Origin of the sequence: Alcanivorax quisquiliarum (genome assembly GCF_023051175.1) — a bacterium.
GTDB classification, from domain to species: Bacteria; Pseudomonadota; Gammaproteobacteria; order Pseudomonadales; family Alcanivoracaceae; genus Isoalcanivorax; species Isoalcanivorax quisquiliarum.
On record NZ_JALKII010000007.1, the window covers coordinates 98,485 to 120,629 of the forward strand.

Genomic DNA, 22,145 nt, shown 5'->3' on the forward strand with positions numbered 1-22,145 from the left:
TGGTTATTGTGACATTGCCTAATGGTAACGTCCGGCCGGTCCGAATTGCCAGCTTTGCAGGCATTTTGAAGGTGTTTTGCGTTGGCTTTACCGACGTTGGGGCGGGGCAGGGAAACCAATTCCATACGTAAACCCGGCACAGATGCGGGTTTCTGGCGCCTATGGCGGGTATCCGGCAGTCGCGGACAGGATTGTCGGGCAATCTTTGTGGAGTGGGCGCTGCGGCGGAGTTATTCGTTCGGGTTGCTCTGCGCCAGGGCTTCGCCCATTAATGTCTGGACGCGGCTGGCTTGCAGAAAGCCTCGTTCGTGGTGGGCGCGTGACAGGGCATAGAATTCGGCGCTGATGATGTCGTAAAGCTCTCGGGCGGTGCGGTCGGCGGTGGCGGTCAGGGGGCGCAGGCCGAACGCGGCGTAATCCAGCCGTTGCCGGCCAGCCGCCTTGAGCAGATCCGGCACCCAGCCTTCGGGCGACAGCTCGGACTGAAACCGCAGGTTCTGGTATTCCATCGCTGCACGCAGGCGGGCGGCATCGGTGACTACAAAATAATTGCTGACGACCAGCTTCACCAGGTTGTCCAGGCGTTGCCAGACGATTGCCTTCTCGGCATCGCTATAGCTGTTCCAGTGCACCACTTCGTGCACAAAACGTTTGCAGCCCCGACAGACGGTGTCGCCGAACACGGTCGAACAGACGCCGATACAGGGAGTGCTGACGCGCTTGAGCGTATTGCCGGGGGAGTGGGGAGCCATGGCAGCAAGCCTACCAAATGCCTCGCGATGCGGCCAGCGGCTGTTGGTCGTGAGGCTCTGCCGGCTGGCCGGTTGCGGCTTGTGAGGGGGCGGCAAATCAGCGATAGTAACCGCGTTTTTGCCGTGCCGGGCGTCTGCCGCGGTGCACGAAATAATGGAGAATAATAACGATGCGCGCGACCTTGATAGCGCTGCTGGCGGGCTGCCTGATCGGCTGTGGCAACCTCGCCATTCCACGTACACCGGGGGCTTTTATCCAGGCGGCAGGCGGCGCCACTTTCGAGCCGATGGATACGCTTGATCCACGTAACGCCATGGTCTACCTCTACCGCCCCGGCAACCAGTGGGGGTATGAGGAAGTCCAGGCGCCCACCTTCTTTGTCGATGGCCAGCAGTTGGCGGGCCTCAAAAGTGGCGCCTATACCTGGCTTGAGCTGCACGCTGGCGATTATGAGTTATATGCGCGCCGGCCGCTGGCGATCCTGTTTCTCAAGACCATCTTCGAGCTGCCGCTACAGGTCGAGGGCGGCGGCATCTATTACCTGCGTTACTCGGAAGACCAACCGCTGGATTACGAAGCGCGTGGGCTGGATGCCTCGCAGTTCATGCAGGCCGGGCCGCTACAGCAGGTGCCGGAGGGGTTGGCGCTGGCTGAAATCCGTAACTTGCGGCTGGATGAAGCCGGGCATTATCACGGCGGCAGCATGTATCAGGAGCCGCGTTGGGCGCCCTTCGAGAGCTATCCGGTGGCAGGTGGAGCCTGGGTGCCGTCGCCCGAAAGCCGTTGGCAGCGGATGCAGCGCTGGGTGGCTGGCTGGTTCTAGTGCGCGTTGCACGAGCGCAGGGAGTCGGCGTTCAAACACGAGATTGCGGCAGGCATTTGCCCGCCGCCATCGTTGATCACTCTGCGGGAATGTCCAGACCCTGTTCGGTATGCCGGCGCTTGGTTTGCAGCAATGTTTTCCATTGCTCGACAAACTCGGGCAGCGCCGGCGAGGTCTGGTTGATGCCGGTCATTTCCTGAACAGCCTGCGGGCTGATCGATTTGCCGCCGTACATGTTCACCAGCCGTAGCAACGCATGGGTATGCAGCTTGCCCTGGGATTCAAAGCGCTGCTCGTAGTAAACGTACTTTTCATCCCAGCCAAGGACGCGGGTAAGCACACTGAATTGCTGATAAGGCCGCAGCTCGCGCACGTAGGCGACCTCGGTATTGGCTACTACTGCATTGCAGCGCGCCTGAATCATTTCATTGAGCAGGCCGGTGCACACAGAGTGCTCCAGCCGGCAACGATCCATGAACTTCAGGTATTTTGCATTGTTGAGATGCAGATTCAGATCCAGATCCAGCAGGCCGACGCGAAAATCCATCGAGACGGTATCGAACAGCCCGTGTGTCGGCGGTCGCTTGCGTCGCATTGCGGCACTGATGAGTTCAAACATTCGGTAATCTCCCCCGGACGGGGGTGCCCCCGTACGAAACGCTTCGCAGTATAGTCTTGTTCATTGTTCGATGTCAGCGTGCTGCCAGAGCGTCTTTATATCACTTTACGATGCGCTCAACGAAGGGCTGACGGGCCGCTCCGATGGCCGGGCGGGGTTGTGTCGCCAACGGCATGCAACGGTATACTGCCGGCCGGTCATCGGCGGGCAGCCCGTGCTGCCGGCGGCGAAACGATACTAACGATAAAGGAGTCGAGCATGGAAATTGCCAATAAGGTCGCAGTGATTACGGGTGGTGCCTCGGGGCTGGGGCGTGCGGCAGCAGAGATGATTGTCGCCCGGGGGGGCAAGGTCATGATTCTGGATCGCGACACTGCCCGTGCCGCAGAGGTAGTGGCAGCGCTGGGCGAGCAGGCGGCGGCAGTGGAGTGCGATGTCACCAGCGAAGCGTCCGTGGCGGCGGCCATCGAGGCGACCTTGCAGAAGTTCGGCGCCATCCATGTGTGCATCAATTGCGCAGGCGTTGGCTCAGCGATGAAGACCGTCGGCCGCGAGAACAAGCCCCACGATCTGGGCGTATTCGACATGGTGGTCAAGATCAATCTGATCGGCACCTTCAATGTGCTGCGGCTGGCAGCCGCTGCCATGGCCGACAATGAGCCGGCGGAAGACAACGAGCGCGGCGTGATCATCAACACGGCGTCGGTGGCGGCATTTGATGGCCAGGTGGGCCAGGTGGCTTATGCGGCCACCAAGGGCGGGGTGGTTGGCATGACGCTGCCGATCGCACGGGATCTGGCGCCGCTGGGCATCCGCTGCAACACCATCGCGCCGGGCATTTTCAATACACCGCTGATGAATGCAGCGCCGGATAAAGTGAAGCAGCCGCTGATCGAAATGACCCAGTTTCCCAAGCGTCTCGGGCATCCACCGGAGTACGCGGCGCTGGTGGCACATCTGATCGAAAACAACTTCATGAACGGTGAAACCATCCGTCTGGATGGTGGCATTCGCATGCAGCCACGCTGAGCAATATTCAGCCACGCTGATCCGGCAGGCCGGCGGCAAGTATTGCCGCCGGCGCTTGCCTGGCGCGGAAAAAGCGGCGTCGAAAACACCTGTCGCCCTCCTTTCTCCGGCAGGATTTGATGCCGCAGAAAAGCCGTCGAACCCTCGGCTTGCGCCTGTGACCTGTCAGTCATGATGGCACTGTGTGCCATGGGAAATATCCTGTCACAAAGTTTCAGATACAGACGCTTATGGTTGTCGCCTCACACTGTTAGGGTCATAGCAGATGTGATCAAAGGCGGGAGCCAACCAACCATGTTGCTCAAATATCTGAATGAACTGGATCGTGCGGTACAGGCGGCACGCCTGCATCCCGGGCTGGAGCAGTTCAGCCGGTGTGCCGAGTGTGCGGAGGTGCTGAAAGACTATCTGCGCGGCCAGATCGAGCCGGTGCGGGTGCGCGGCACGGAGATCATGGAGACGCTGTTGCCCGAGCAGTTCGACGAGTGGATGGCTATTGTCGGCGGTGCCCGTGCGGCCAATGAAGGGCAGCGGCGCTATATCGCCTGAGCGACCTGCTTCGGACTGAAGACATTGCCAGAGCAAATAGCCGGATCGCAAGGTCTGGTAGAAAAGAGTCTGGGAAAAAGGCCTGGCACCAAAAACCTGATAACAAACGTCTGATAATAAAACTGGCCCTCGCACGGGCCAGTTTGCGTCACGGCTCTCGCTGTGCCACCTCTTGGTAGTCCATCTCTCGCCATATCCTGCGGCCACCCGGCATCTTGCTTCTTGCGTTCGGCCATGCGTCTCAGGCGGCGCCAGGGTTCTTGCGCTACCTCATGCTTCTTGCGTCACATCATGTCCTGCCGTTACGCCACAATGCCAAACCACGTTTAAACGATGCCGCTACGTTGCATCACAGCCTCTCGCGTTGGCGGGCAAGCGCCTGCCTTCGTTCTTCCTCGAACAGATCCGGCTGCCGGGGTTCATCCAGATCGCGCAGGCGCACGCCGATCCCCACCAGCCTCGCCGGTTCGCCGCGCCGTGCCCACAAGGCCGCCAGCAGTTCGCCAAAAGAGGCGGCATCCAGCACGTCGCCGGGGCCGTCACAGGTGGCCTGGCTGAAGTCGGTGTAGCGAATCTTGGCAGTCAGCCCCTGCACCATATAGCCATGATCCAGGCGCGCCATGCGCTGGCGCAGCCGCTCCAGCAGCTCCGGCAATTGCTCCTGCCAGTGCTTCAGTGTCGGCAGATCCGTGGCAAAGGTTTCTTCCACGCTCACGGACTTGCGCCGCCGTGTGCTGTGCACCGGGCGCTCATCCTCTCCCCGCGCCAGCTGAAACAACCGCTCGCCGAAACTGCCGAAATGCTGCCCGAGTGCCAGGCGGCTGAGCTGCTGCAAGTCTTCGCACGTTTTCACGCCCAGTGCCTCCAGCCGGCCAGCAGTGACTCGCCCGACACCGTGCAACCGTGTGACCGGCAGGGCGCGCACAAACGCTGTCACCTGATCGGGGCGGATCACGAACAGGCCATCCGGCTTGTGCCAGTCGCTGGCAATCTTGGCGAGAAACTTGTTCGGCGCCACACCGGCAGAAACAGTGATGCCGATCTCACTGCGCACCGCAGCACGAATCGCTGCCGCGATACGGGTGGCGCTGTTGTCAAACTGCGTGCAATCGGTGACATCGAGAAACGCTTCGTCCAGCGACAGCGGCTCGATGTGCGGTGTATAGCGGTGAAAAATCTGCTGGATGGCGGCCGACGCCTTGCGGTATTTATCGAACTGCGGCGGCAGGATCACCAGCTCGGGGCAGCGCCGCAGTGCCTGCGAAGAGGCCATTGCCGAGTGCACGCCAAAGTGGCGCGCTTCGTAATTGCAGGTGGCAATGACACCGCGCCGATTCGGATCACCGCCGACGGCCACCGGGCGCCCGCGCAGGCGGGGATCATCACGGATTTCCACGGCTGCATAAAAGCAGTCGCAATCAATGTGAATGATCTTGCGCACGCGCTCGGCCGGCTGGGCACGCTCCGCAGAATCAGACATGGCAGCGCCCGCCCGGCAGCCGCCCGTTGGGGTGCCGCGCGCGCGGCAGGGCGTGGATATGGTAGATTGCTCCGCTGCCCGCCGCTGGCCTGAACGTGCGTCTCGACACCGTATGCCGGCGGCGCCGCGAGGGATATTGAATATCAATCATGTGTTGAAAGAGGGTGCCCATGAGTGGCTTGCCAGCGCAGACAACAGTTTTGATCGTCGGTGCCGGGCCGACTGGCCTGACACTGGGGATCAGCCTGCGGCAACAGGGTGTGGATTGTATCATCATCGACACACTGCCCGCGCCGCTGCCGTGGTCACGCGCGCTGGGCCTGCACGCCCGCACCCTGGAAATCTTTGACGCGCTGGGTGTGCTTGATGCCGTCACCGCCCGCAGCCTGATCTTGAAAGCCGTGCATGTTTACGGCGAACGCGGCCCGCTGTTCAGCCTTGATCTGACCAGCCTGGATGCGCCACACCCCCATGTGCTGAGCTGCCCGCAAGCCGAGGTCGAACTGTGTCTGGCGGCGCGCTTCACGGCTCTGGGCGGGATGCTGATTCGCGGCTGCGAACTGCTCGATTTCCGCCAGAGCGCTGCCGGCGTGCAGGCACGGGTGCGCTGGGCCGAGGCAGAACATCAGCTCGGCGCCGCCCTGATGGTGGGTTGTGATGGCGCCTCCTCGCGAGTGCGGCAGATTCTGGGCATCAGTTTTGATGGCGTGCGTTACGCGGATCATTTTCTGCTCGCGGACGTGGATATCGACTGGCCGCTTGCGCGCGATGCAACACACGGTTTCCTGCTTGCCGAGGGCGCACTGATCGCGCTGCCGATGCCGCAGGGCTGGCGGCTGGTGATCAATCAGGGCGCTCATGATGATCTGCAACCCATGCCCGATCTGACACCCTTCCGGCGTCGGTTGGCGCTATGCCTGGGCGAAGCGCCGCCGTTGGGGGAAGCGCGCTGGCTCAGCCGCTTCTCGATCCACCGCCGGCTGGCCGGCCGTTACCGGAGCAATCGGGTGCTACTGGCCGGTGATGCCTGCCATATCCAGAGCCCGCTGGGTGCGCAGGGCATGAATACCGGCATTGGCGATGCCTTCAATCTGGGCTGGAAGCTGGCGCTGTACCTGCGCGGGATCGGCGGCGGCGCGCTGCTGGATAGCTATGAGCAAGAGCGGCGCCCGGTGGCGCGGCAGATGCTCACCGCAGTGGATGTCTTGTCGCGCAGCTCGTTCACTCGCACAGCGCCGCTGCGTGGCGTGCGCGATACCGTGTTGCGGATGGTCGGCAACCGGCCCGGCTTTTCCTCGCGCCTGCTGCGCCGTGCCAGTCAGCTGGATATTCACTACAGCGGTTCGCCGCTGGTCGGTGCCAGCGCCAGTATGGTGACGCAACGCCGTCCGGCCGGCCCGGCGCCGGGGGCGAGGGTGCCCGATGCCTTGCTGTCGCCGGTTGGCGAAGGCCCGCCGGTGCGCCTGCATGGCTGCCTGCGCGAAGCGCGTTTCCAGCTGTTGATTCAGCTGCCACCACACCCCGATCACGCCACCGTGCTCACCCTCTATGCGCTGGCCACACGGCTGCCGGAGGATTTCGACGGGCTGCTGGGTGTGCAGGTGATCGCTGCTGGCGAGTGGCCGGCAGAGTTGCAAGATCTCACCCGCAGCGCCTTCATCTTGTGGCAGGACAGCCAAGGTGCTTTTCAGGCGCGCTTTGGTGAAGGTGGTCATTTATGGCTGGTGCGCCCGGATGGCCATCTGGCCTACCGCGCACCACTGGCCGATGCAGATCACCTGCTGATGTGGCTGAACGCGGCCCTGCGCCGGCGTAGCAACGCCAGCGCTGCCAGCATCGGGAGCCAGTAGCCGGCACCGCCGCTGCTGCGGCTGGGCGCCGGGCGGTCGGTGAATGTGAGCATGATCGTGCCCGCATTATTGTCACCGCGATAATCGTGCTGCTGCTGGGTGACGCGCACCGTGAGCGGGGTGCTCAGTTCGGTATCACCAAGATGGGCGATATCCATGCTGATCGTGTGCGCGCTGCCGTGCCCGAGCGGCTGGCTCAATTGGCAGTTGATCGTCGCGCCCGACTGCTGGCAACTGGCACCCTGAAAATTGTCGATATTGAGCCCGGCAGGCACCGCGAGGCTGAACGCAATGCCATCGGCAGTGGTGCGCAGGCTTTCGTTGCGCACTTGCCAGCGCACCGTGGTGGTGGCACCGATGCCGGCGCGCACCCGATCAGGCAGCGAGGTAGCGATATCCACCAGCGGTTGGCCCAGCGTGGTCGCAGCCTGTTCCAGCCAGCCGATATAACCGGTGACATCGGTGTAAACGCCCGGCGGGTTGATGACGCCGCAGGCCTTGCCAAAGCTGGTCAGGCCGAGCAGCCGGCCAGTGTCCGGCGTGCCGCGAACAAGCGGGCCGCCGCTGTCGCCCGCGCAGGTATCCGGCGCCGGAAGGCTCGGCCCGGCACCGGCTGCGCAGAGCATCGTAGCGGTGATCGCGAGCCGAGAGGTGTAGCTCCGCCATTGGCTGCGGCACTGCGCGTGCGGGATATAATCCAGCGCCACCTGCTGCAAGCGTTGCGGCAACTGGCCTGATGCATCGGTTGTTCCCCAGCCCGCTACTTGCACAGCGCCACGCCGGGCCGCTGCCGGCAGGCGCTCCAGCGCGGCGATATCGGCAGGCGCGCCGAGCACTGGAAAGCGTGCCGGGTGCAGCGCGGTATCCAGCTTCACCAGCACAATATCGTGTTCATAGAGCTCGGCGCCCGGCTGGTAATCGGGGTGCGGCAGAATGCGTACCTCACCACTTTGTTCCACCGCTGTGGCGTCAAAGTCGGCCGTGCTGATTGGGCGTGACATCGGTTCCAGGCTGGCGTGCAGCTCGGTGATTCTGGTGGTGCCGACAAACACGCAGTGCGCAGCCGACAGCAGCAGCTCCGGCGCGATCAGCACACCACCGCAGAACTGCGTGACAAAATCCGGCGAGCCCGCGGCCACATAGGTGATCCAGGGCCAGTCGCCGGGGCGGGCATCCGAGCCGTGATAAATCCGGGGAGTGATGGCGGGTGCAGGGATATGGGGGCTGGCATCGTTGCTGATATGGAGGCCTGCATAGGCACTCGCATGGCTATTCGCGTGGCTGCACAACAACAGCAGGCCGGCCGTCAGGGCACGGTACATCACAGGCTCCGTTTTCAACAGGATCAGAAATTACCCCAGCGGTCTTTTACGAGTGAGCTACAGGCGCAATGGCGGTGCATGGATCAGCTCACGGGCTTCTTCCTGGGCGCCGCGCTGGAAGGTTGCCGTCAGGTGATCCAGCACCAGATCCAGGCTGGTTTCCCGCGGCACCGGGGCCATCACCGCCGTGAAGGGCGGGGCAATGGCGCGTAGCGCCGTCAATACACGCTCGCCATGGCCAACATCGGTATCCGGCAGCAACAGCACCAGGCAATGCTCATCCGCCCGCGCGCCGATATCACTGCGGCGCAGCCGCTGGGCAAAGCTGTTGGCCAGCGCGGGCAACTGAGCCGGATCATGCGGGCGCAGCAAAATGGCCGTCAGCGGGCTCGACAACCGCTCGTGCAGTGGCTGCAACCAGCCTGCGGTATGAGCCAGCGCTGTGCGGCTGAGCAAGCCGGTTTCAGGGTCCTGCCAGGTGGCCGCCTCGGCCCGGCGTGTCAGCACCATATTGCGATACAGCAGCAGGCCGAAATACAGCGCACAGGTGAGCATGACCGCCAGCAGAAACAGCGTGCTGGGTGAAAGCGGCAGCGCACCGGGCTCCTGCCGCAGCGGCAGCACCACCGCCAGAATCACCACGGCGCCCGCCAGCATATACAGAAAACGGCGCAGCCCGCCGAGCAGGCCGGTGCTGAGCACGGCAACAATGATCAGCGCAAGCGTGGGCGGCGGCTCGGCCGGATCAAGCAACAGCAGCACCCCCAGCGCGAGCAGGTCAAGCACGCTGGCGGCATGGATGGCGCCGGTAAACGAGCGCGCCATCAGCAGCGTGTGCAGTAGCAGATAAATCACCAGCATTGTTGCTGGCACGGCTTTGGGCACGGGCAGGTGCAACGCCGGCAGCGCGGCGAAATAAAGCGTAGCCAGCATGGCGAACAAGGCGCGGGCGGCAAATTGCAGCGTGTTAAGGCCGCGATCAGTGGCAAGCGAGCTGGGCAGGTTCATAGGATTATCATACTTGGAAAGGATGTCTGTTATGTTGCGACAAGTGAGCGAGAGAAGGAAGCTGCTGCCGCAGAGGCCGGGCGGATAACTGTAAAACGCACCGCACCAGGCGGCAGCGATGCGGTGGTACAGGCACAATGATACTGTCTGTCGTGTTGCTTACCGTAAAAACGGGGCGAGTATTTTGCCGGAAGGAGAAAAAAACGTGGCGCAAGACCTCCATGCACCGTTACGCGATGATGTGCGCAGGTTGGGCGAAATGCTGGGTGACACACTGCGCGATCAGCAAGGGGACGCGCTGTTCGATACTGTCGAGCGTATTCGTCAGGTCGCGGTAGCGGCACGCGCCGCCGGCGTGGTGGACATGGCGCGTTTGCGAGCGCTGCTGGAGCCTTTGGATGAACAGCAGTTGCTGGATGTGGCGCGAGCCTTCAGTCAGTTTCTCAATCTGGCCAATCTGGCCGAACAGCAGCACCGGGTGCGGTTGCGCCGCCAGCGGCAGGGTTATGCTGCCGATGCGCCGGAGGCGGACAGCCTGCGCGATGTGGTGCAGCGGCTGCTGGCGGCCGGCAACAGTGTCGAGGCGGTGCGTAATACGCTTGGCGAACTGTCCGTCGAGCTGGTGCTGACCGCACACCCGACCGAGGTATCGCGCCGCACCCTGATACGCAAATACGATCAGATGGCGGAATTGCTGGCCGGGCTTGCGCGCACCGATCTGGGCGATGATGAGCTTGAGCGCTGCCGTGCTGCACTCAAGCGCGCCATTCTTTCTGCCTGGTGCACCGACGAAATTCGCCGCGAACGGCCGACCCCGGTGGATGAAGCAAAATGGGGTTTTGTGACGCTTGAGCAATCCCTCTGGCACGCGCTGCCGGCGTTTTTATCGGAGCTGGATGACGTTGCCGAGGAACTGCTGGGCGGGCCGTTGCCGCTGTCGGTGGCGCCGGTGCGGTTCGCCTCCTGGATGGGCGGTGACCGTGATGGCAATCCCAACGTCACCGCGCAGGTCAGCCGCGAAGTGTTGCGGCTGGCGCGCTGGATGGCAGCGGATCTTTACCTGCGGGATATCGAAGAACTGCTGGCGGATTTTGCCATGCACGACGCCAGCCCGGCACTGCGTGCGGTAGCCGGTGACGGGCCGGAACCGTATCGGGTGGTGCTGCGCGGTTTGCGCGAAAAACTGCGTAACACCCTGCGCCATATCGAGGCGCAACTGGCGGGCGAAGAGCCTGCCGTGGACGATATTGTAGGCGGCCGCGATGATCTGCTGCAGCCGTTGTTGCTGATCGATGCGTCACTGCGCGAATGCAATATGGCCGCGCTGGCGGACGGTGCGCTGAGGGATACCCTGCGGCGCCTTTACAGCTTCGGTGTGTGCCTGCTGAAACTGGATATCCGTCAGGAAGCCTCACGCCACAGCGCGGCACTGGATGCCATCACCGGTTATCTGGGCCTGGGCAGTTATCAGCAGTGGGATGAAGCCGCCCGGCAGGCATTCCTGTTGCGCGAATTGCAGGGCCGCCGACCGCTGGTGGATGAGCGTTTTCTCGCCAGTGCCGAGTGCACCGATGAGGTACGCGAAGTGCTCGATACCTGCCGCGTAATCGCCACGGAATCCCCGGAGGCGCTCGGTGCCTATGTGATTTCCATGGCCCGAGCCCCGTCGGATGTGCTGGCAGTGATGCTGCTGCAACGCGAAGCCGGCGTCAGCCAGTTGATGCGCGTGGTGCCGCTGTTTGAAACGCTGGCAGACCTGAACGCCGGCCCCGCCACCTTGCGTGCGTTACTGGCGGTGGACTGGTATCGCCAGCAGGTGCAGGCGCAGGGCGGGCAGGAAGTGATGATCGGTTATTCCGATTCTGCCAAGGATGCCGGCTTTCTGGCCGCCGCCTGGGCGCAGTACCGGGCGCAGGAGCAGCTAGCCGCCGTGTGCGCGGAATACGATGTGCCATTGACGTTGTTTCATGGCCGGGGCGGCTCTGTCAGCCGGGGTGGCTCGCCTACGCGCATGGCGCTGCTGTCGCAGCCACCTGGCTCCGTGGCCGGGCGCATCCGCGTGACCGAGCAGGGCGAGGTAATTCGCTTCAAGTACGGCCAGCAGCAAGTGGCCATCCATAATCTTGAACAATATGTGGCCGCCACACTGGAGGCGACGCTGGCGCCACCAACGGGCGCTACCGAAGCATGGCGCGCCGAGATGGCGCGGTTGACGCAGGCATCGGTGCCGGCCTATCGCACCGTCGTGCAACATACACCGGAGCTGGTGCGCTACTTGCGCACCGTGACGCCGGAGCAGGAGCTGACCCGGCTGGCGTTGGGCAGTCGCCCGGCGCGGCGCAGCAATGACGGCGGGCTGGCATCGTTGCGTGCCATCCCCTGGGTGTTCGCCTGGACACAAATGCGGCTGATGCTGCCCGCCTGGCTGGGCACCGATGTTGCGCTTGCCGAGGCACTGGCGGAGCCGGCGCGTGCGGCAACGCTGCAAGCGATGCAGCGCGAATGGCCCTTTTTCCAAGGCGTGCTCGATATGCTGGAAATGGTGCTGGCGAAAGCTGATCTCGCCGTCGCGAGCTATTACGAAGAGCGCCTCACCGATGACCCGGCGTTGCACGCACTGGGCGCCAGCCTGCGCGAGCGGTTGAGCACCACCATAGATGCCCTGCGGCGCATCACCGGCCACTCCGATCTGCTTTCCAACAACGAAGTGATGCGCTGGTCGATCACCGTGCGTAACCCCTATACCGATCCGCTGCACTTGTTGCAGGCTGAATTGATGGGCCGGCTGCGTGAGCAGCCCCAGGCGGACGACCGGCTGGAAAGTGCGCTGATGGTCACCATCACCGGCATTGCTGCCGGGATGCGCAACACTGGCTGACAGCGTTCGCGGCGTGGGCGGGGTGGGCACGCGAGCTCCGCCGGCTTTGGTGCTGTGCCTGCGGTCGGCTTTTCGGCATGCCCGCGGTCTGCTGCCCTGCGGAAAGTTGAGCTGCTTTCAGCATATTTCTTGCTCTGTTTCTCTCATCAAAAGGTAACTTTCAGCGACAGGCTGTTTTCCATCGAAAGACTTGCTCTCCAACAGGCGAGCCTGGTTTTCCCGACATCCTCTGGCCGGGGTAGCACTTTTCCTGACTGTTTTTGAATGTTTTGTTAAAAAACTTTTTTGAAAGCGCTTCTGGAGATTTTAGAAGGCGCGAGTCACGCCGATCTTTTACCCCCTCCAGCGGTGCTGCACCGTGCTACACAACGCGCCCGTGCCTGTTTTCAATGAGCGCTGCCACCCCTATCTGGCAGTGGTTGCCGGTTCGCACCGGGATTACCTTTCCTCGCGAAGGTGGAAACGCCTTCGCCGTGACCGTCTTTCCTGGCTGTTGCTCTTCTGCGAGAGGAAAATTCCATGAACAAGGTAAAGATGCCGGGCTCGTTTGCCATTATTTTCATGGCGCTGTTGATCAGCCTGACAGGCTGCGGTGGCAGCTCTTCTTCATCCAGTGGCGGGGCGCCCTCGGCCGATACGGGTGGCGGTGGCGGCAATCCGGGCCCCGGGGGCGGCACCGGTGGTGAAGACGATGATGACAACGACGAAGATAAAGAACCTGGCGATGATCAGCCGGGCGGGGGGACAGGGGCATTGCTCACCTTCACCGGTGGCTTTTCTTCGTTGACGAATCACTATGCCTACGATACCGAAGCATCGTTTCTCCACTCGCCTGGCGCCAGCTACCTTGCGCATGGTGAATGGGTGGCGGGGCCAGGTGAAGACAGACTAATCGTGCAATACAGCGAGGTGTACACCGTCACGACCTACCCGATCGTGCTCAAGGTCTATGCGCAGGGCGGTGCGGGCAAGCTGGATATCAATGCCAACCCCTTCCCGGAAGAACATGCGTATGAGACGTGCATGATCGAGAATTACGATCCCTCTCACCCCGATGTCGAGTACTGCACCACCTGGGGCATTGCGGTAGACCGGGCAGGCGGCACGATAACCTTCAACAACACGCCGCTCTATGGTTTCAATGGCAGCGGCCGGACCGGCACGCTGAGCGGCAAACTGCATTTTCCGTATATGTCGCCCTGATCAGGCACGTCGACCGATGCAGCCATCGCCGGTAGCGCCAGGGCGCGCTAGCGGTGATGGCTTTTGCCGTCACAAATGGGTGTCGTTTTAGTTCTTCCGCAGCCGCAAAAAAACACAATCTGATCCCGCACCGCAGTAAATCGCACGGGTGTGGCGCCCTGGCAGGAATACCGGTCACAAAAAGGGCGCTGATCGCTTTTGCCACAGGCACACCACAGGCGCGTTTCGCCTTTTTCCATGGCTACCGGTCGTGGATCGCTGGATCGGCTCATAAATCGTGTCTTTGAACTGTCATAAAATCTTCATTCTGTAGCAATCGCCACCGCAGAGACTGCACCCAATACAACAAGGGAGTGCAGGTATGCTTGCGCAGACCGCCGTGAAAATCAAAGCATTCACGCCCCAGATCAGACAAGCGCTGGCCAAGCCGTTCACGGCCACCGCAGACCGGTTCAGGCCTCAGGGAGAGGAGGCAGCGTCCGCGAAAGCGATGCGTGCCGCAGGGGAAAAAGAGACGGCCCGATTTACCGCCTGGTTCAGCCGCTCGCGGCGCGAGATCATGCGCGCCCAACGGCTGCGTTACCGGGTGTTCAGCGAAGAATACGGGGCCAATATCAAGGCACCTTTCGGCCTTGATCGTGACCGTTTCGACAAACATTGCCTGCACCTGATGGTGCGCGACAACCACACTGGCGAGCTGGTCGGTTACACGCGCATCCTGACGCAATGCCGGCTGGAAAAAACCGGTGGCTTTTATTCCGCCGGGGAATTCGAGCTGGGCATGGTGGCGCAGCTCAATGGCCGTGTCGCCGAGATCGGCCGCACCTGTATCCACCGCGATTATCGCGGCGGCGCCGTGATAACGGTGCTGTGGGCGCGGCTGGCGCAGTTCATGCTTGAAGAAAATATCCAGTACCTGATCGGCTGCGCCAGCCTGGCGCTTGGCGAAGGTTATGATGTGGCTGGCATCACCGCGCAGATTCGCGATAGCCACTTCAGCGCGTCACACCAGCGGGTGACACCGAAACGCCCGGCGCCGCCATTGCCGGCGGCAGCCGAAGGCAGCGAGGAGCGCAACAAGCGAATGCCGCCGCTGCTGAAAGCGTACCTGCGCATGGGCGCTGAGATCTGCGGCGAACCGTGCTGGGACCCGGAGTTCAACTGCCTCGATTTCTTTGTGCTGATGGCGGTGGATCGCCTGCCGGCACGTTATGTGCAGCACTTCATGCAGCCCCGTTCCACCCCGGCGTTGTCGCAAGCCGTATGATCACATCTGATCAAACGCTAGCGGCTCGCACCGGCTCGGTCGGGCTATGGCCTCAGATGCGGCGATTGTGGCGCCTGCTGCGAGTGATACTGCATATCCTGCTTGGTTTGTTGCTGGCGCTGGTATGTGACGCTTTTCGAGCGCCGTACCGGCCACGTGTGCGGCGTATCGTGCGCTGGTGGTTGCAATATCTGCTCAAGGTGCTGGCGGTGCGCGTCAGGGTACAGGGGCAAGCGCCGACCGCCGGGCACTTTCTGGTTTCCAATCACATTTCCTGGCTCGATATCCCGGTACTGGCCGCTCAGGCGGATGTTTATTTTCTGTCCAAGGCGGAAGTGCGGCAGTGGCCGTTGATCGGCGCGCTGGCGGCAGCGGCCGGCACCTTGTTCATACGCCGTGGCGGTGGTGAGTCGAAACAGAAAGCCGAGGAGATCGCCGGCCACCTGCGCGACGGCCGCAACATTCTGCTATTCCCGGAAGGCACCACCACGGACGGCAGCGGCGTGCGGCGGTTTTTTCGACAACTGTTTGCTGCCCCGGTGCTTGCTGACGTACCGGTACAGCCGGTTGCGCTGCGCTATCCAGAGCGCCAAGGCGCCAGACCTGAGCGCGAGGGCCCGGCAGATCGCGACATCGCCTTTATCAATGACGATGCGTTTCACATCCACCTTTGGCGACTGTTACTGCGCGACGAGATCGTGGCGGACGTCACGTTCTGCACGCCGCTGCTGCCCATCGGCCACACGCCGGGCACCTTGGCGCAGCAATGCCACACGCAGATCAGCGCGACACTGTAAGACGCCTCGCCATGCCTGCCCTGACCTTGGAGGCGCGCATCTTGTAGCGCATCTCACGGCGCACCCCATGGCATAGCCCCCACCAGCTCGGGTAGCATCTGCCGGAACCGGCCGCCGCAACGCGGCCCAGACGCAGCCAGATCGGAACCCGGTATGACCAAGGCCAGTGAACTCAGGAAGTCCGACGTGATCAGTGCCAACGGCACCTTGTACGTGGTGCGCCAGATCGATGTGCAGGCGCCTTCGGCGCGTGGTGCGGCAACGCTGTTTCGTGTGCGCGCCAGCGCCGTGGGTGGCGGCTCGAAATTCGAGGAACGCTTCAAGGGCGATGACGACATCACCACCGTTGCCCTGAGCCGCCATCCGGCGCGGCTGTCCTATATCGACGGCGACGAATATGTGTTCATGGATGATGAAGATTTTTCCCAATACACGTTTCGCCGGGAGGACATCGAAGACGAGCTGGATTTCATCACCGAGGCTACCGAGGGCCTGCTGGTGCTGCGCGTGGAAGAACAAGTGGTGGGCCTTGAGCTGCCCACCACGGTAACGCTGGAAATCATCGAAACGGCACCCGCCATGAAAGCGGCGTCCGCCAGCGCACGCACCAAGCCTGCCACCCTGAGCACAGGCGTGGTGGTGCAGGTGCCCGAATACATCAATCCCGGCGAGCGGGTGCGTATCAATACCGCCGAACGGCGCTTCATGTCGCGAGCCTGATGCGACGGTTACTGCTGCTGGCACTGGCTGCGACGCTGGCTGGCTGTCAGGCGGGCTACTATCTGCACCTGGCCAGTGGCCATTTGTCGTTGATGCGGCAGCGCACGCCTGTGGCGGAGCTTCTGGCCGACGCCGAAACCCCGGCGGCATTGCGCCAGCGCCTGGCGCGTGTGAACGAGATGCTGGCGTTTGCCGAACAGGCGCTGGCGCTGCCGGTAGACGATGCCTACCGCACCTTTGTCGCGCTGGAGCGGGGTTTTGTGGTGTGGAATCTGTTTGCCGCGCCGGAGTTTTCCCTCACACCCGTCACCTGGTGTTATCCGGTGGCCGGCTGCACCAGTTATCGCGGTTACTTCGATATCCAGCGTGCCGAGCGGGATGCCGAGCGGCTGCGCGCACAAGGGCTGGATGTGTATGGCGGCGGCGCCATTGCCTACTCGACCCTGGGCTGGTTCAGCGATCCGCTGACCACGCCGATGTTGCAAGGCAGCGAGGCAGAAATTGCCGAATTATTATTTCACGAGCTGGCGCACCGGCGCTTTTATCTCAAGGGCGATACGCGCTTCAACGAAAGCCTGGCTACCAGCGTGGGCCGTGAAGGCGCACGCCGCTGGTTGGCGCAGCACGGTGATCCGGCGGCTGTACAAAGCCTGATCGCCGCAGACATTGCCCGCGCCAGGGTGCTGGCACTGGTGGCGCAGACTCGTGCGCAACTGGCGACGTTATATGCAGCGGCGCAGGGCGATGAACAGCAACTGCGCGATGGCAAGGCTGCCGCTCAGGCGCAGCTGCGTGAGGCATTCGAGGCGGCACAGCAAGATGATCCGCAGGTAGCGCGCTACCGCCACTGGTTTGCCGGGCCGTTGAACAATGCCCAACTCGCCACGCTGAACGATTACAATGGCTGGGTGCCGGCGTTTGACGCCGTGCTGCTGCACTGTGGCGGGCGCTGGGCCTGTTTCTGGCACGCCACCACCGAACTCGCCGCCTTGCCCCAGGCACAACGTGATGCGGCACTGACAGAATGGATGACACCATGATCGAATTGGCCCGTTTCCCGCACGCCCAGCCGGCCCGGATGTTTGCCCAGGCGCTGCGCGGGCAGGGCATTGCCAGCGTGCTGCGTGAAGAAGGCGAGCAGGCGGTGCTGTATCTGGAAGACGCGGCACGCTTTCAGGAGGCACGTACCTTGCTGGATGCGTTTGTGCAAAACCCGAACGACCCCCGCTTTCGCTCTGCTGCTTGGCTGGCCAGCGAGCCGGCCGCGCCACGCGCCGGTAGCAGCGCGATGCCGCCGTTGTTCAGCGGCCGCTGGCTGGCAAGCCTGGGGCCGGTAACCCGGCTGGTGTTGATTATTACCGTGCTGGTATATGTGTCGCCGATGCTGTTCGGCGCCGGCATCTACCGGGCGCTGATGTTCCCGGATTCGCTGGCCGGGCTTGCCAGCCAGCCCTGGCGGCTGTTCACGCCGATGCTGTTGCACTTCGGCCTGCTGCATATCGCCTTCAATTTGCTCTGGTGGACCGATCTGGGCCGCACTATCGAGAATTTTCAATCCAGCGGGCAACTGCTGTGGGTCACGCTGGTGACTGCCGGGATTTCCGCACTGGCACAGTTTCTTGCCAGCGGGCCGGCCTTCGGTGGGCTCTCCGGTGTGGTCTATGGGCTGCTGGGTTATCTGTGGTTGTACGGGCGGGTGAACCCGCAGGCCGGTTATGCACTGCGCCGCGAAATAGTGCTCTTCATGCTGGCCTGGCTGGTGATCTGTTATGTGGGCCTGGCCGGTATTGTCGCCAATGAGGCGCACCTGGCGGGTTTGATCAGCGGCTGCGTGCTGGGCGCCGCCACAGGCTATTATCGGCGCCAGCGCTACTATCGATGATATTGGCGGTGATATTGAGGCCGGTGTCGGCAGGCCGGGCAATACCGAGGCGCATGGCATGGCGGCCCGGCGGCGTTTGTTTCACATTGGCAGCCCTGTTATAACGTGGGCTCGTTGCCGGAAGGGGAAGCCGGTGTGTTTGATATTTCAGCGAAGGAATGACCTGGTGCCACGATCATATCTGTTGCCGCTGATTCTGTGTCTTGCTGCTTTACTGGCCGGCTGCGCGGTGGCGCGTGTCGGTGACAACCTGCCGTATGGCGTGCTGAATAACAACGACGTAGAACTGGTGCGCGAAGGGCTACCTACTTATCTGCTGGCGATCGACGGGCTGATCGTCAACTGGCCGGAAAGCGAAGACATGCTGCGCGGCGGTGCGGGCCTTTACAGCGCCTACGCGGGGCTGTTTGTCAGCGATCCCGAGCGCGCCTCGTTACTCAGTGACAAGGCATTGACCTATGCCGTGCGCGCCGCCTGTGTTCGCCATCGTGATTATTGCCAGGTGCGCGGCATGAGCGTGCCGGCACTGGAGCAACGGCTGGCAAAGGCCGGGCGGCGTGATGTGCCGGTGTTGTATACGCTGGGCACCGTCTGGGCCGGCTATATCCAGATCCACAGCGCAGACTGGAACGCAGTGGCCGATCTTGCCCGGGTGCAAGCATTGCTCAATCGTGTTATCGAGCTTGATGCCGGCTATGAACGGGGCCAGGCACATATGTATCTGGCCGTGCTCGACAGCCTGCTGCCGGAAGCGCTTGGCGGCCAGCCCGCCTCGGCGCGGCGCCATTTCGAGACGGCCATTGCGCTCTCCGAAGGCCGCAACCTGATGGCCAAGGTATTATACGCGGAGCGCTATGCGCGCATGGCGTTCGAGCAACCTTTGCACGACCGGTTACTGGAAGAGGTGCTGGCGGCTGATCCCGAAGAACACGGGCTGACGTTGCAGAATACCTTTGCGCAGCAGGAGGCAAAGCGGTTGCTGGCGGAGTCCGGCGACTATTTCTGAATAGACGATTTCTGAACAGGCGCCTTCTGAGCAGGCGGTTTCTGAACAGGCGGCCGAGCACAGTCTCCGAGCCGAATTGAAAAATCACAGCGCCCTTGTGGATCAGGCGGCGCGGGGGTGGAGTAATCATGGTATCGCGTATTGCCCGAATCGCCGTTCTGCTGGCGTTGCTGTGGCCGTTGTCACAGGCACTGGCGCTGGAGCTGAAAATTTCCACGTTGTATCCCGATGGCACGGCGTCGGTGAATAGCCTGAAAGAAGCCGGTGCAGAAATCGCCGAGCGCACAGAAGGGCGCGTTACCTTGCGTGTGTATGCGGGCGGGGTGATGGGCGATGACCGTGCGGTGCAGCGGCGCATCCGTATCGGCCAGCTGCACGGCATGCTGGCACAGGGCGGTGCCTTCGCCAGCTTCTACCGTGATAGCCAGGTGCTGAACCTGCCGCTGGTGTTCCGCTCCTACGAGGAAGTGGATCACGTGCGCGCAACCCTTGATCCGATTATCCGTGACGGCTTTGAAGAAAACGGCTGGTTGATATTCGGTCCCGTGGACGGTGGCTTCGCTTATTTGATGACAGCCAACCCGGTGGCCAGCGTGGAAGATCTGCAAAAGCAGAAGGTGTGGCTGCCGGCAAATGATTCCGGCTCGGCCATGGCGGTGCGGGAGTTCGGCGTGTCGCCGGTGGTGCTCAATATCGGCGCCGTGCTGACGTCGCTGCAAACCGGCGTGATCGACGCCTTTGCTGCACCGCCGGTGGCGGCACTGACCTTGCAATGGTTTTCCCGAGTCAATTATCTGACCGAAATGCCGCTGCTCTATACCTATGGCGTGCTGGCGTTGTCGAAGCAGCATCTGGCGCGCATCAGTGACGCTGACCAGCAAATTCTGCGAGAAGTGCTGACGACAGCTTTTGCAGAAATGGATCGCCACGAGCGCGCCGGTAATCTGCAAGCCTTCGAGGCGGTCAAGGCACAAGGCCTGGCTCCGGTACAACCCACCGAGGAGCAACTCGCTGACTGGCGTGCCCGCTCCCAGCGCGCCATTGAACAGCTGGTGGAGAATGGCGAAATCAGCCCGGCCATGCTGGAGCGCCTGAACAGCCTGCTGGCCGACGTGCGCGAGCACTGAACATGGTGCTGCTGCGCTGGCTGCACCGGCTGGAAGATGCATTGATCGTCATTGTGCTGCTGGGCATGGTGGTGCTGGCCGTTACGCAGATACTGTTGCGTAACCTGAGTGGCACCAGCCTGATGTGGGTAGATCCCTTGCTGCAAAACGGCGTGCTGTGGATCGGCATGCTCGGCGCCATGATCGCCTCGCGCAACGACAGCCATATCCGTATTGATCTTGCATCGCATTATCTGTCGCCCGCCTGGCAGCGCGGGCTGTCCGTGCTGGTGGATCTGTTCACCAGCGCCGTGTGCGCAGTGGTGGCCTGGTTCAGCCTGGCCACCGTGCGCGAGGAGGCGATGCTGGGGCTGAAGGCGTTCGGCTCGGTGCCATCCTGGTGGTTGCAGGGCATCATTCCGCTCGGCTTTGCGCTGATCGCGTTGCGTTATGCGGTATTGTTTATATTGAATCTGATCGGCCGCCGGCCGGGGCTGGCGAGCACATGATCTGGTTGCTGGTATTGTTGCTGGTGGTGATGGCGCTGATCGGCGCACCACTGTTTGCCATCCTCATCGCTGCTGCTGCGGTGGGCTACTACGGCCTGAGCATTGATCTGGCCGTGCTGCACATTGATATCTACCAGATCAGTGATTCGGTAGTGCTGATGGCGCTGCCGTTGTTCACCTTTGCCGGTTTCCTGCTCAGTGAATCGCGCACCGCAGACCGTATGCTGCGGCTGTCGCAGGCCACCTTTGGCTGGATGCCGGGCGGCATGGCGTTTGTGGCGCTGATTGCCTGTGCACTGTTCACTGCGCTCACAGGTGGCAGCGGCGTCACTATCGTTGCGCTGGGCGGGCTGTTGTTGCCGGCGCTGCGCAAGGTCAGTTATCCGGAGCGTTTCAGCACCGGGCTGATTACCACCTCCGGCAGCCTCGGCCTGTTGCTGGTGCCGTCGGTGCCACTGCTGATCTACGGCATCATTGCCCAGCAGATGTCGCAGCAACTGGATATGCCCTCGGTGGAAATCGTCGATCTGTATCTGGCGGGTATCGTGCCGGCGCTGCTGATGATTGCGCTGCTTTATCTGTATTGCCTGTGGGCCATGCGCAAGGCGCCGATTCCACGCCAGGCGTTTGCCTGGCGCGAGCTGGGCGGCGCGCTGTGGCAGGCGCGTTGGGAATTGCCGTTGCCGCTCCTGGTGCTGGGCGGCATCTTTTCCGGCTGGCTGGTGATCAGCGAGGCGGCGGCCATCACGGCGCTGTATGTGCTGATCGTCGAAGTGTTTGTCTATCGCGAAATCGCGTTACGCAGATTGCCGGCGATCATGCGCGAATCCATGGTGATGGTAGGCGGCATCCTGCTGATTCTGGGCGTGGCGATGTCGTTCACCGGCTATCTGGTGTATGCCGGCGTGCCCGAGCAATTGTTCGGCTTCATCCAGGCGCATGTTTCCAGCAAGCTGATGTTCCTGATCCTGCTGAATATCGTGCTGCTGCTGCTCGGGGCCGTGCTGGATATCTTCGCCGCCCTGGTGATCATGGTGCCGCTGCTGCTGCCGGTGGCGATCGGTTACGGCATTGATCCGGTCCATCTGGGCATCATCTTCGTGGCCAATATGCAGATCGGCTATTTCACGCCGCCGGTGGGCATGAATCTGTTCATCGCCAGCTACCGCTTCCGCAAATCCATTACCGAGCTTTATTCCGCCACGCTCCCGTTCATGTTCGTGCTGATTCTGGCGTTGCTGCTGATCACCTACATACCGCAACTGAGCCTGTTTCTGGTGCGGTAACAGTGCGGCGGGTGGGCAGTGCCCGGCCCTGTCGCTGGCGTAGTCTGCCGCGTCTCAT

General features: G+C 62.3%; 20 protein-coding genes. 15 read left to right on the forward strand and 5 right to left on the reverse strand.

Features of this window, described 5'->3' with window-relative positions; all coding sequences use genetic code 11:
* Window positions 1-230: 230 nt before the first annotated feature.
* Window positions 231-752: a DUF1289 domain-containing protein gene (locus MU846_RS11025; protein ID WP_246952678.1), complete on the reverse strand. Its 522-nt coding sequence runs from the start codon at window positions 750-752 to the stop codon at window positions 231-233.
* 170 nt (window positions 753-922) lie between these two features.
* Between MU846_RS11025 and MU846_RS11030 the strand changes: the two genes are divergently transcribed.
* Window positions 923-1,576, forward strand: a complete 654-nt coding sequence (locus MU846_RS11030; RefSeq protein WP_246952680.1) for a DUF2846 domain-containing protein — start codon at window positions 923-925, stop codon at window positions 1,574-1,576.
* 76 nt (window positions 1,577-1,652) lie between these two features.
* On the opposite strand, the gene MU846_RS11035 is transcribed toward MU846_RS11030, so the two are convergent.
* Entirely contained in the window at window positions 1,653-2,195 is a 543-nt protein-coding gene (locus tag MU846_RS11035) for an acyl-CoA thioesterase (RefSeq protein WP_246952682.1), read from the reverse strand.
* A gap of 258 nt (window positions 2,196-2,453) precedes the next feature.
* On the opposite strand from MU846_RS11035, the gene MU846_RS11040 reads away from it, so the two are divergent.
* Both MU846_RS11040 and MU846_RS11045 read left to right on the forward strand, forming a co-directional pair.
* Window positions 2,454-3,224 (forward strand): 3-hydroxyacyl-CoA dehydrogenase, encoded by a 771-nt coding sequence (locus tag MU846_RS11040; RefSeq protein WP_246952684.1) that lies wholly within the window; start codon window positions 2,454-2,456, stop codon window positions 3,222-3,224.
* 294 nt (window positions 3,225-3,518) lie between these two features.
* On the forward strand, window positions 3,519-3,773 hold the full coding sequence (locus tag MU846_RS11045) for a hypothetical protein (protein ID WP_246952686.1): 255 nt from the start codon (window positions 3,519-3,521) through the stop codon (window positions 3,771-3,773).
* Window positions 3,774-4,122: 349 nt separating this feature from the next.
* Here MU846_RS11045 and dinB read toward each other — a convergent pair whose 3' ends face one another.
* Window positions 4,123-5,253 (reverse strand): DNA polymerase IV, encoded by a 1,131-nt coding sequence (dinB, locus tag MU846_RS11050; RefSeq protein ID WP_246952688.1) that lies wholly within the window; start codon window positions 5,251-5,253, stop codon window positions 4,123-4,125.
* A gap of 170 nt (window positions 5,254-5,423) precedes the next feature.
* On the opposite strand from dinB, the gene MU846_RS11055 reads away from it, so the two are divergent.
* Complete coding sequence (locus tag MU846_RS11055; protein ID WP_246952689.1) at window positions 5,424-7,103, forward strand: FAD-dependent monooxygenase; 1,680 nt, start codon at window positions 5,424-5,426, stop codon at window positions 7,101-7,103.
* On the opposite strand, the gene MU846_RS11060 is transcribed toward MU846_RS11055, so the two are convergent.
* The gene (locus MU846_RS11060) at window positions 7,028-8,425 is read right to left on the reverse strand and encodes a serine protease (protein ID WP_246952692.1); all 1,398 of its coding nucleotides are present in this window, start codon (window positions 8,423-8,425) and stop codon (window positions 7,028-7,030) included. The genes MU846_RS11055 and MU846_RS11060 overlap by 76 nt on opposite strands.
* A 57-nt stretch (window positions 8,426-8,482) precedes the next feature.
* Window positions 8,483-9,433 carry a nucleotidyl cyclase domain-containing protein gene (locus tag MU846_RS11065; protein ID WP_246952694.1) on the reverse strand — a complete coding sequence of 317 codons (951 nt, stop codon included), beginning with the start codon at window positions 9,431-9,433 and terminating at the stop codon, window positions 8,483-8,485.
* A gap of 205 nt (window positions 9,434-9,638) precedes the next feature.
* On the opposite strand from MU846_RS11065, the gene ppc reads away from it, so the two are divergent.
* From ppc to MU846_RS11120, 11 genes are all read left to right on the forward strand, one after another.
* A complete protein-coding gene (gene ppc, locus MU846_RS11070; RefSeq protein WP_246952696.1) occupies window positions 9,639-12,311 on the forward strand; it encodes a phosphoenolpyruvate carboxylase in 2,673 nt (890 codons plus the stop codon).
* Window positions 12,312-12,830: 519 nt separating this feature from the next.
* On the forward strand, window positions 12,831-13,514 hold the full coding sequence (locus MU846_RS11075; RefSeq protein ID WP_246952698.1) for a hypothetical protein: 684 nt from the start codon (window positions 12,831-12,833) through the stop codon (window positions 13,512-13,514).
* Window positions 13,515-13,875: 361 nt separating this feature from the next.
* Window positions 13,876-14,781, forward strand: a complete 906-nt coding sequence (locus tag MU846_RS11080) for a GNAT family N-acetyltransferase (protein ID WP_246952700.1) — start codon at window positions 13,876-13,878, stop codon at window positions 14,779-14,781.
* Window positions 14,782-14,837: 56 nt separating this feature from the next.
* A complete protein-coding gene (locus MU846_RS11085) occupies window positions 14,838-15,578 on the forward strand; it encodes a lysophospholipid acyltransferase family protein (RefSeq protein WP_246952702.1) in 741 nt (246 codons plus the stop codon).
* 153 nt (window positions 15,579-15,731) lie between these two features.
* Window positions 15,732-16,298, forward strand: coding sequence for an elongation factor P-like protein EfpL (gene efpL / locus MU846_RS11090; RefSeq protein WP_246952704.1), 567 nt, complete (start codon window positions 15,732-15,734; stop codon window positions 16,296-16,298).
* Window positions 16,298-17,338 carry an aminopeptidase gene (locus MU846_RS11095; protein ID WP_246952706.1) on the forward strand — a complete coding sequence of 347 codons (1,041 nt, stop codon included), beginning with the start codon at window positions 16,298-16,300 and terminating at the stop codon, window positions 17,336-17,338. Before efpL ends, MU846_RS11095 begins: the two co-directional genes overlap by 1 nt.
* Entirely contained in the window at window positions 17,335-18,180 is an 846-nt protein-coding gene (locus MU846_RS11100; RefSeq protein ID WP_246952707.1) for a rhomboid family intramembrane serine protease, read from the forward strand. Before MU846_RS11095 ends, MU846_RS11100 begins: the two co-directional genes overlap by 4 nt.
* 166 nt (window positions 18,181-18,346) lie before the next feature.
* Window positions 18,347-19,186, forward strand: coding sequence for a TRAP transporter TatT component family protein (locus MU846_RS11105; RefSeq protein WP_246952710.1), 840 nt, complete (start codon window positions 18,347-18,349; stop codon window positions 19,184-19,186).
* 128 nt (window positions 19,187-19,314) lie between these two features.
* Window positions 19,315-20,313 (forward strand): TRAP transporter substrate-binding protein, encoded by a 999-nt coding sequence (locus MU846_RS11110; RefSeq protein WP_246952711.1) that lies wholly within the window; start codon window positions 19,315-19,317, stop codon window positions 20,311-20,313.
* A 2-nt stretch (window positions 20,314-20,315) separates the two neighbouring features.
* On the forward strand, window positions 20,316-20,801 hold the full coding sequence (locus tag MU846_RS11115) for a TRAP transporter small permease (protein WP_246952713.1): 486 nt from the start codon (window positions 20,316-20,318) through the stop codon (window positions 20,799-20,801).
* The gene (locus tag MU846_RS11120; protein ID WP_246952715.1) at window positions 20,798-22,087 is read left to right on the forward strand and encodes a TRAP transporter large permease; all 1,290 of its coding nucleotides are present in this window, start codon (window positions 20,798-20,800) and stop codon (window positions 22,085-22,087) included. The genes MU846_RS11115 and MU846_RS11120 overlap by 4 nt, the downstream gene beginning before the upstream one ends.
* Window positions 22,088-22,145 lie beyond the last annotated feature (58 nt).

Bases quoted from the DNA above. Each gene is read 5' to 3' on its own strand.
- MU846_RS11025 (WP_246952678.1), bottom strand. From the start codon at position 752: ATGGCTCCCCACTCCCCCGGCAATACGCTCAAGCGCGTCAGCACTCCC.
- MU846_RS11030 (WP_246952680.1), top strand. From the start codon at position 923: ATGCGCGCGACCTTGATAGCGCTGCTGGCGGGCTGCCTGATCGGCTGT.
- MU846_RS11035 (WP_246952682.1), bottom strand. From the start codon at position 2,195: ATGTTTGAACTCATCAGTGCCGCAATGCGACGCAAGCGACCGCCGACA.
- MU846_RS11040 (WP_246952684.1), top strand. From the start codon at position 2,454: ATGGAAATTGCCAATAAGGTCGCAGTGATTACGGGTGGTGCCTCGGGG.
- MU846_RS11045 (WP_246952686.1), top strand. From the start codon at position 3,519: ATGTTGCTCAAATATCTGAATGAACTGGATCGTGCGGTACAGGCGGCA.
- dinB (WP_246952688.1), bottom strand. From the start codon at position 5,253: ATGTCTGATTCTGCGGAGCGTGCCCAGCCGGCCGAGCGCGTGCGCAAG.
- MU846_RS11055 (WP_246952689.1), top strand. From the start codon at position 5,424: ATGAGTGGCTTGCCAGCGCAGACAACAGTTTTGATCGTCGGTGCCGGG.
- MU846_RS11060 (WP_246952692.1), bottom strand. From the start codon at position 8,425: ATGTACCGTGCCCTGACGGCCGGCCTGCTGTTGTTGTGCAGCCACGCG.
- MU846_RS11065 (WP_246952694.1), bottom strand. From the start codon at position 9,433: ATGAACCTGCCCAGCTCGCTTGCCACTGATCGCGGCCTTAACACGCTG.
- MU846_RS11075 (WP_246952698.1), top strand. From the start codon at position 12,831: ATGAACAAGGTAAAGATGCCGGGCTCGTTTGCCATTATTTTCATGGCG.
- MU846_RS11080 (WP_246952700.1), top strand. From the start codon at position 13,876: ATGCTTGCGCAGACCGCCGTGAAAATCAAAGCATTCACGCCCCAGATC.
- MU846_RS11085 (WP_246952702.1), top strand. From the start codon at position 14,838: ATGCGGCGATTGTGGCGCCTGCTGCGAGTGATACTGCATATCCTGCTT.
- efpL (WP_246952704.1), top strand. From the start codon at position 15,732: ATGACCAAGGCCAGTGAACTCAGGAAGTCCGACGTGATCAGTGCCAAC.
- MU846_RS11095 (WP_246952706.1), top strand. From the start codon at position 16,298: ATGCGACGGTTACTGCTGCTGGCACTGGCTGCGACGCTGGCTGGCTGT.
- MU846_RS11100 (WP_246952707.1), top strand. From the start codon at position 17,335: ATGATCGAATTGGCCCGTTTCCCGCACGCCCAGCCGGCCCGGATGTTT.
- MU846_RS11110 (WP_246952711.1), top strand. From the start codon at position 19,315: ATGGTATCGCGTATTGCCCGAATCGCCGTTCTGCTGGCGTTGCTGTGG.
- MU846_RS11115 (WP_246952713.1), top strand. From the start codon at position 20,316: ATGGTGCTGCTGCGCTGGCTGCACCGGCTGGAAGATGCATTGATCGTC.
- MU846_RS11120 (WP_246952715.1), top strand. From the start codon at position 20,798: ATGATCTGGTTGCTGGTATTGTTGCTGGTGGTGATGGCGCTGATCGGC.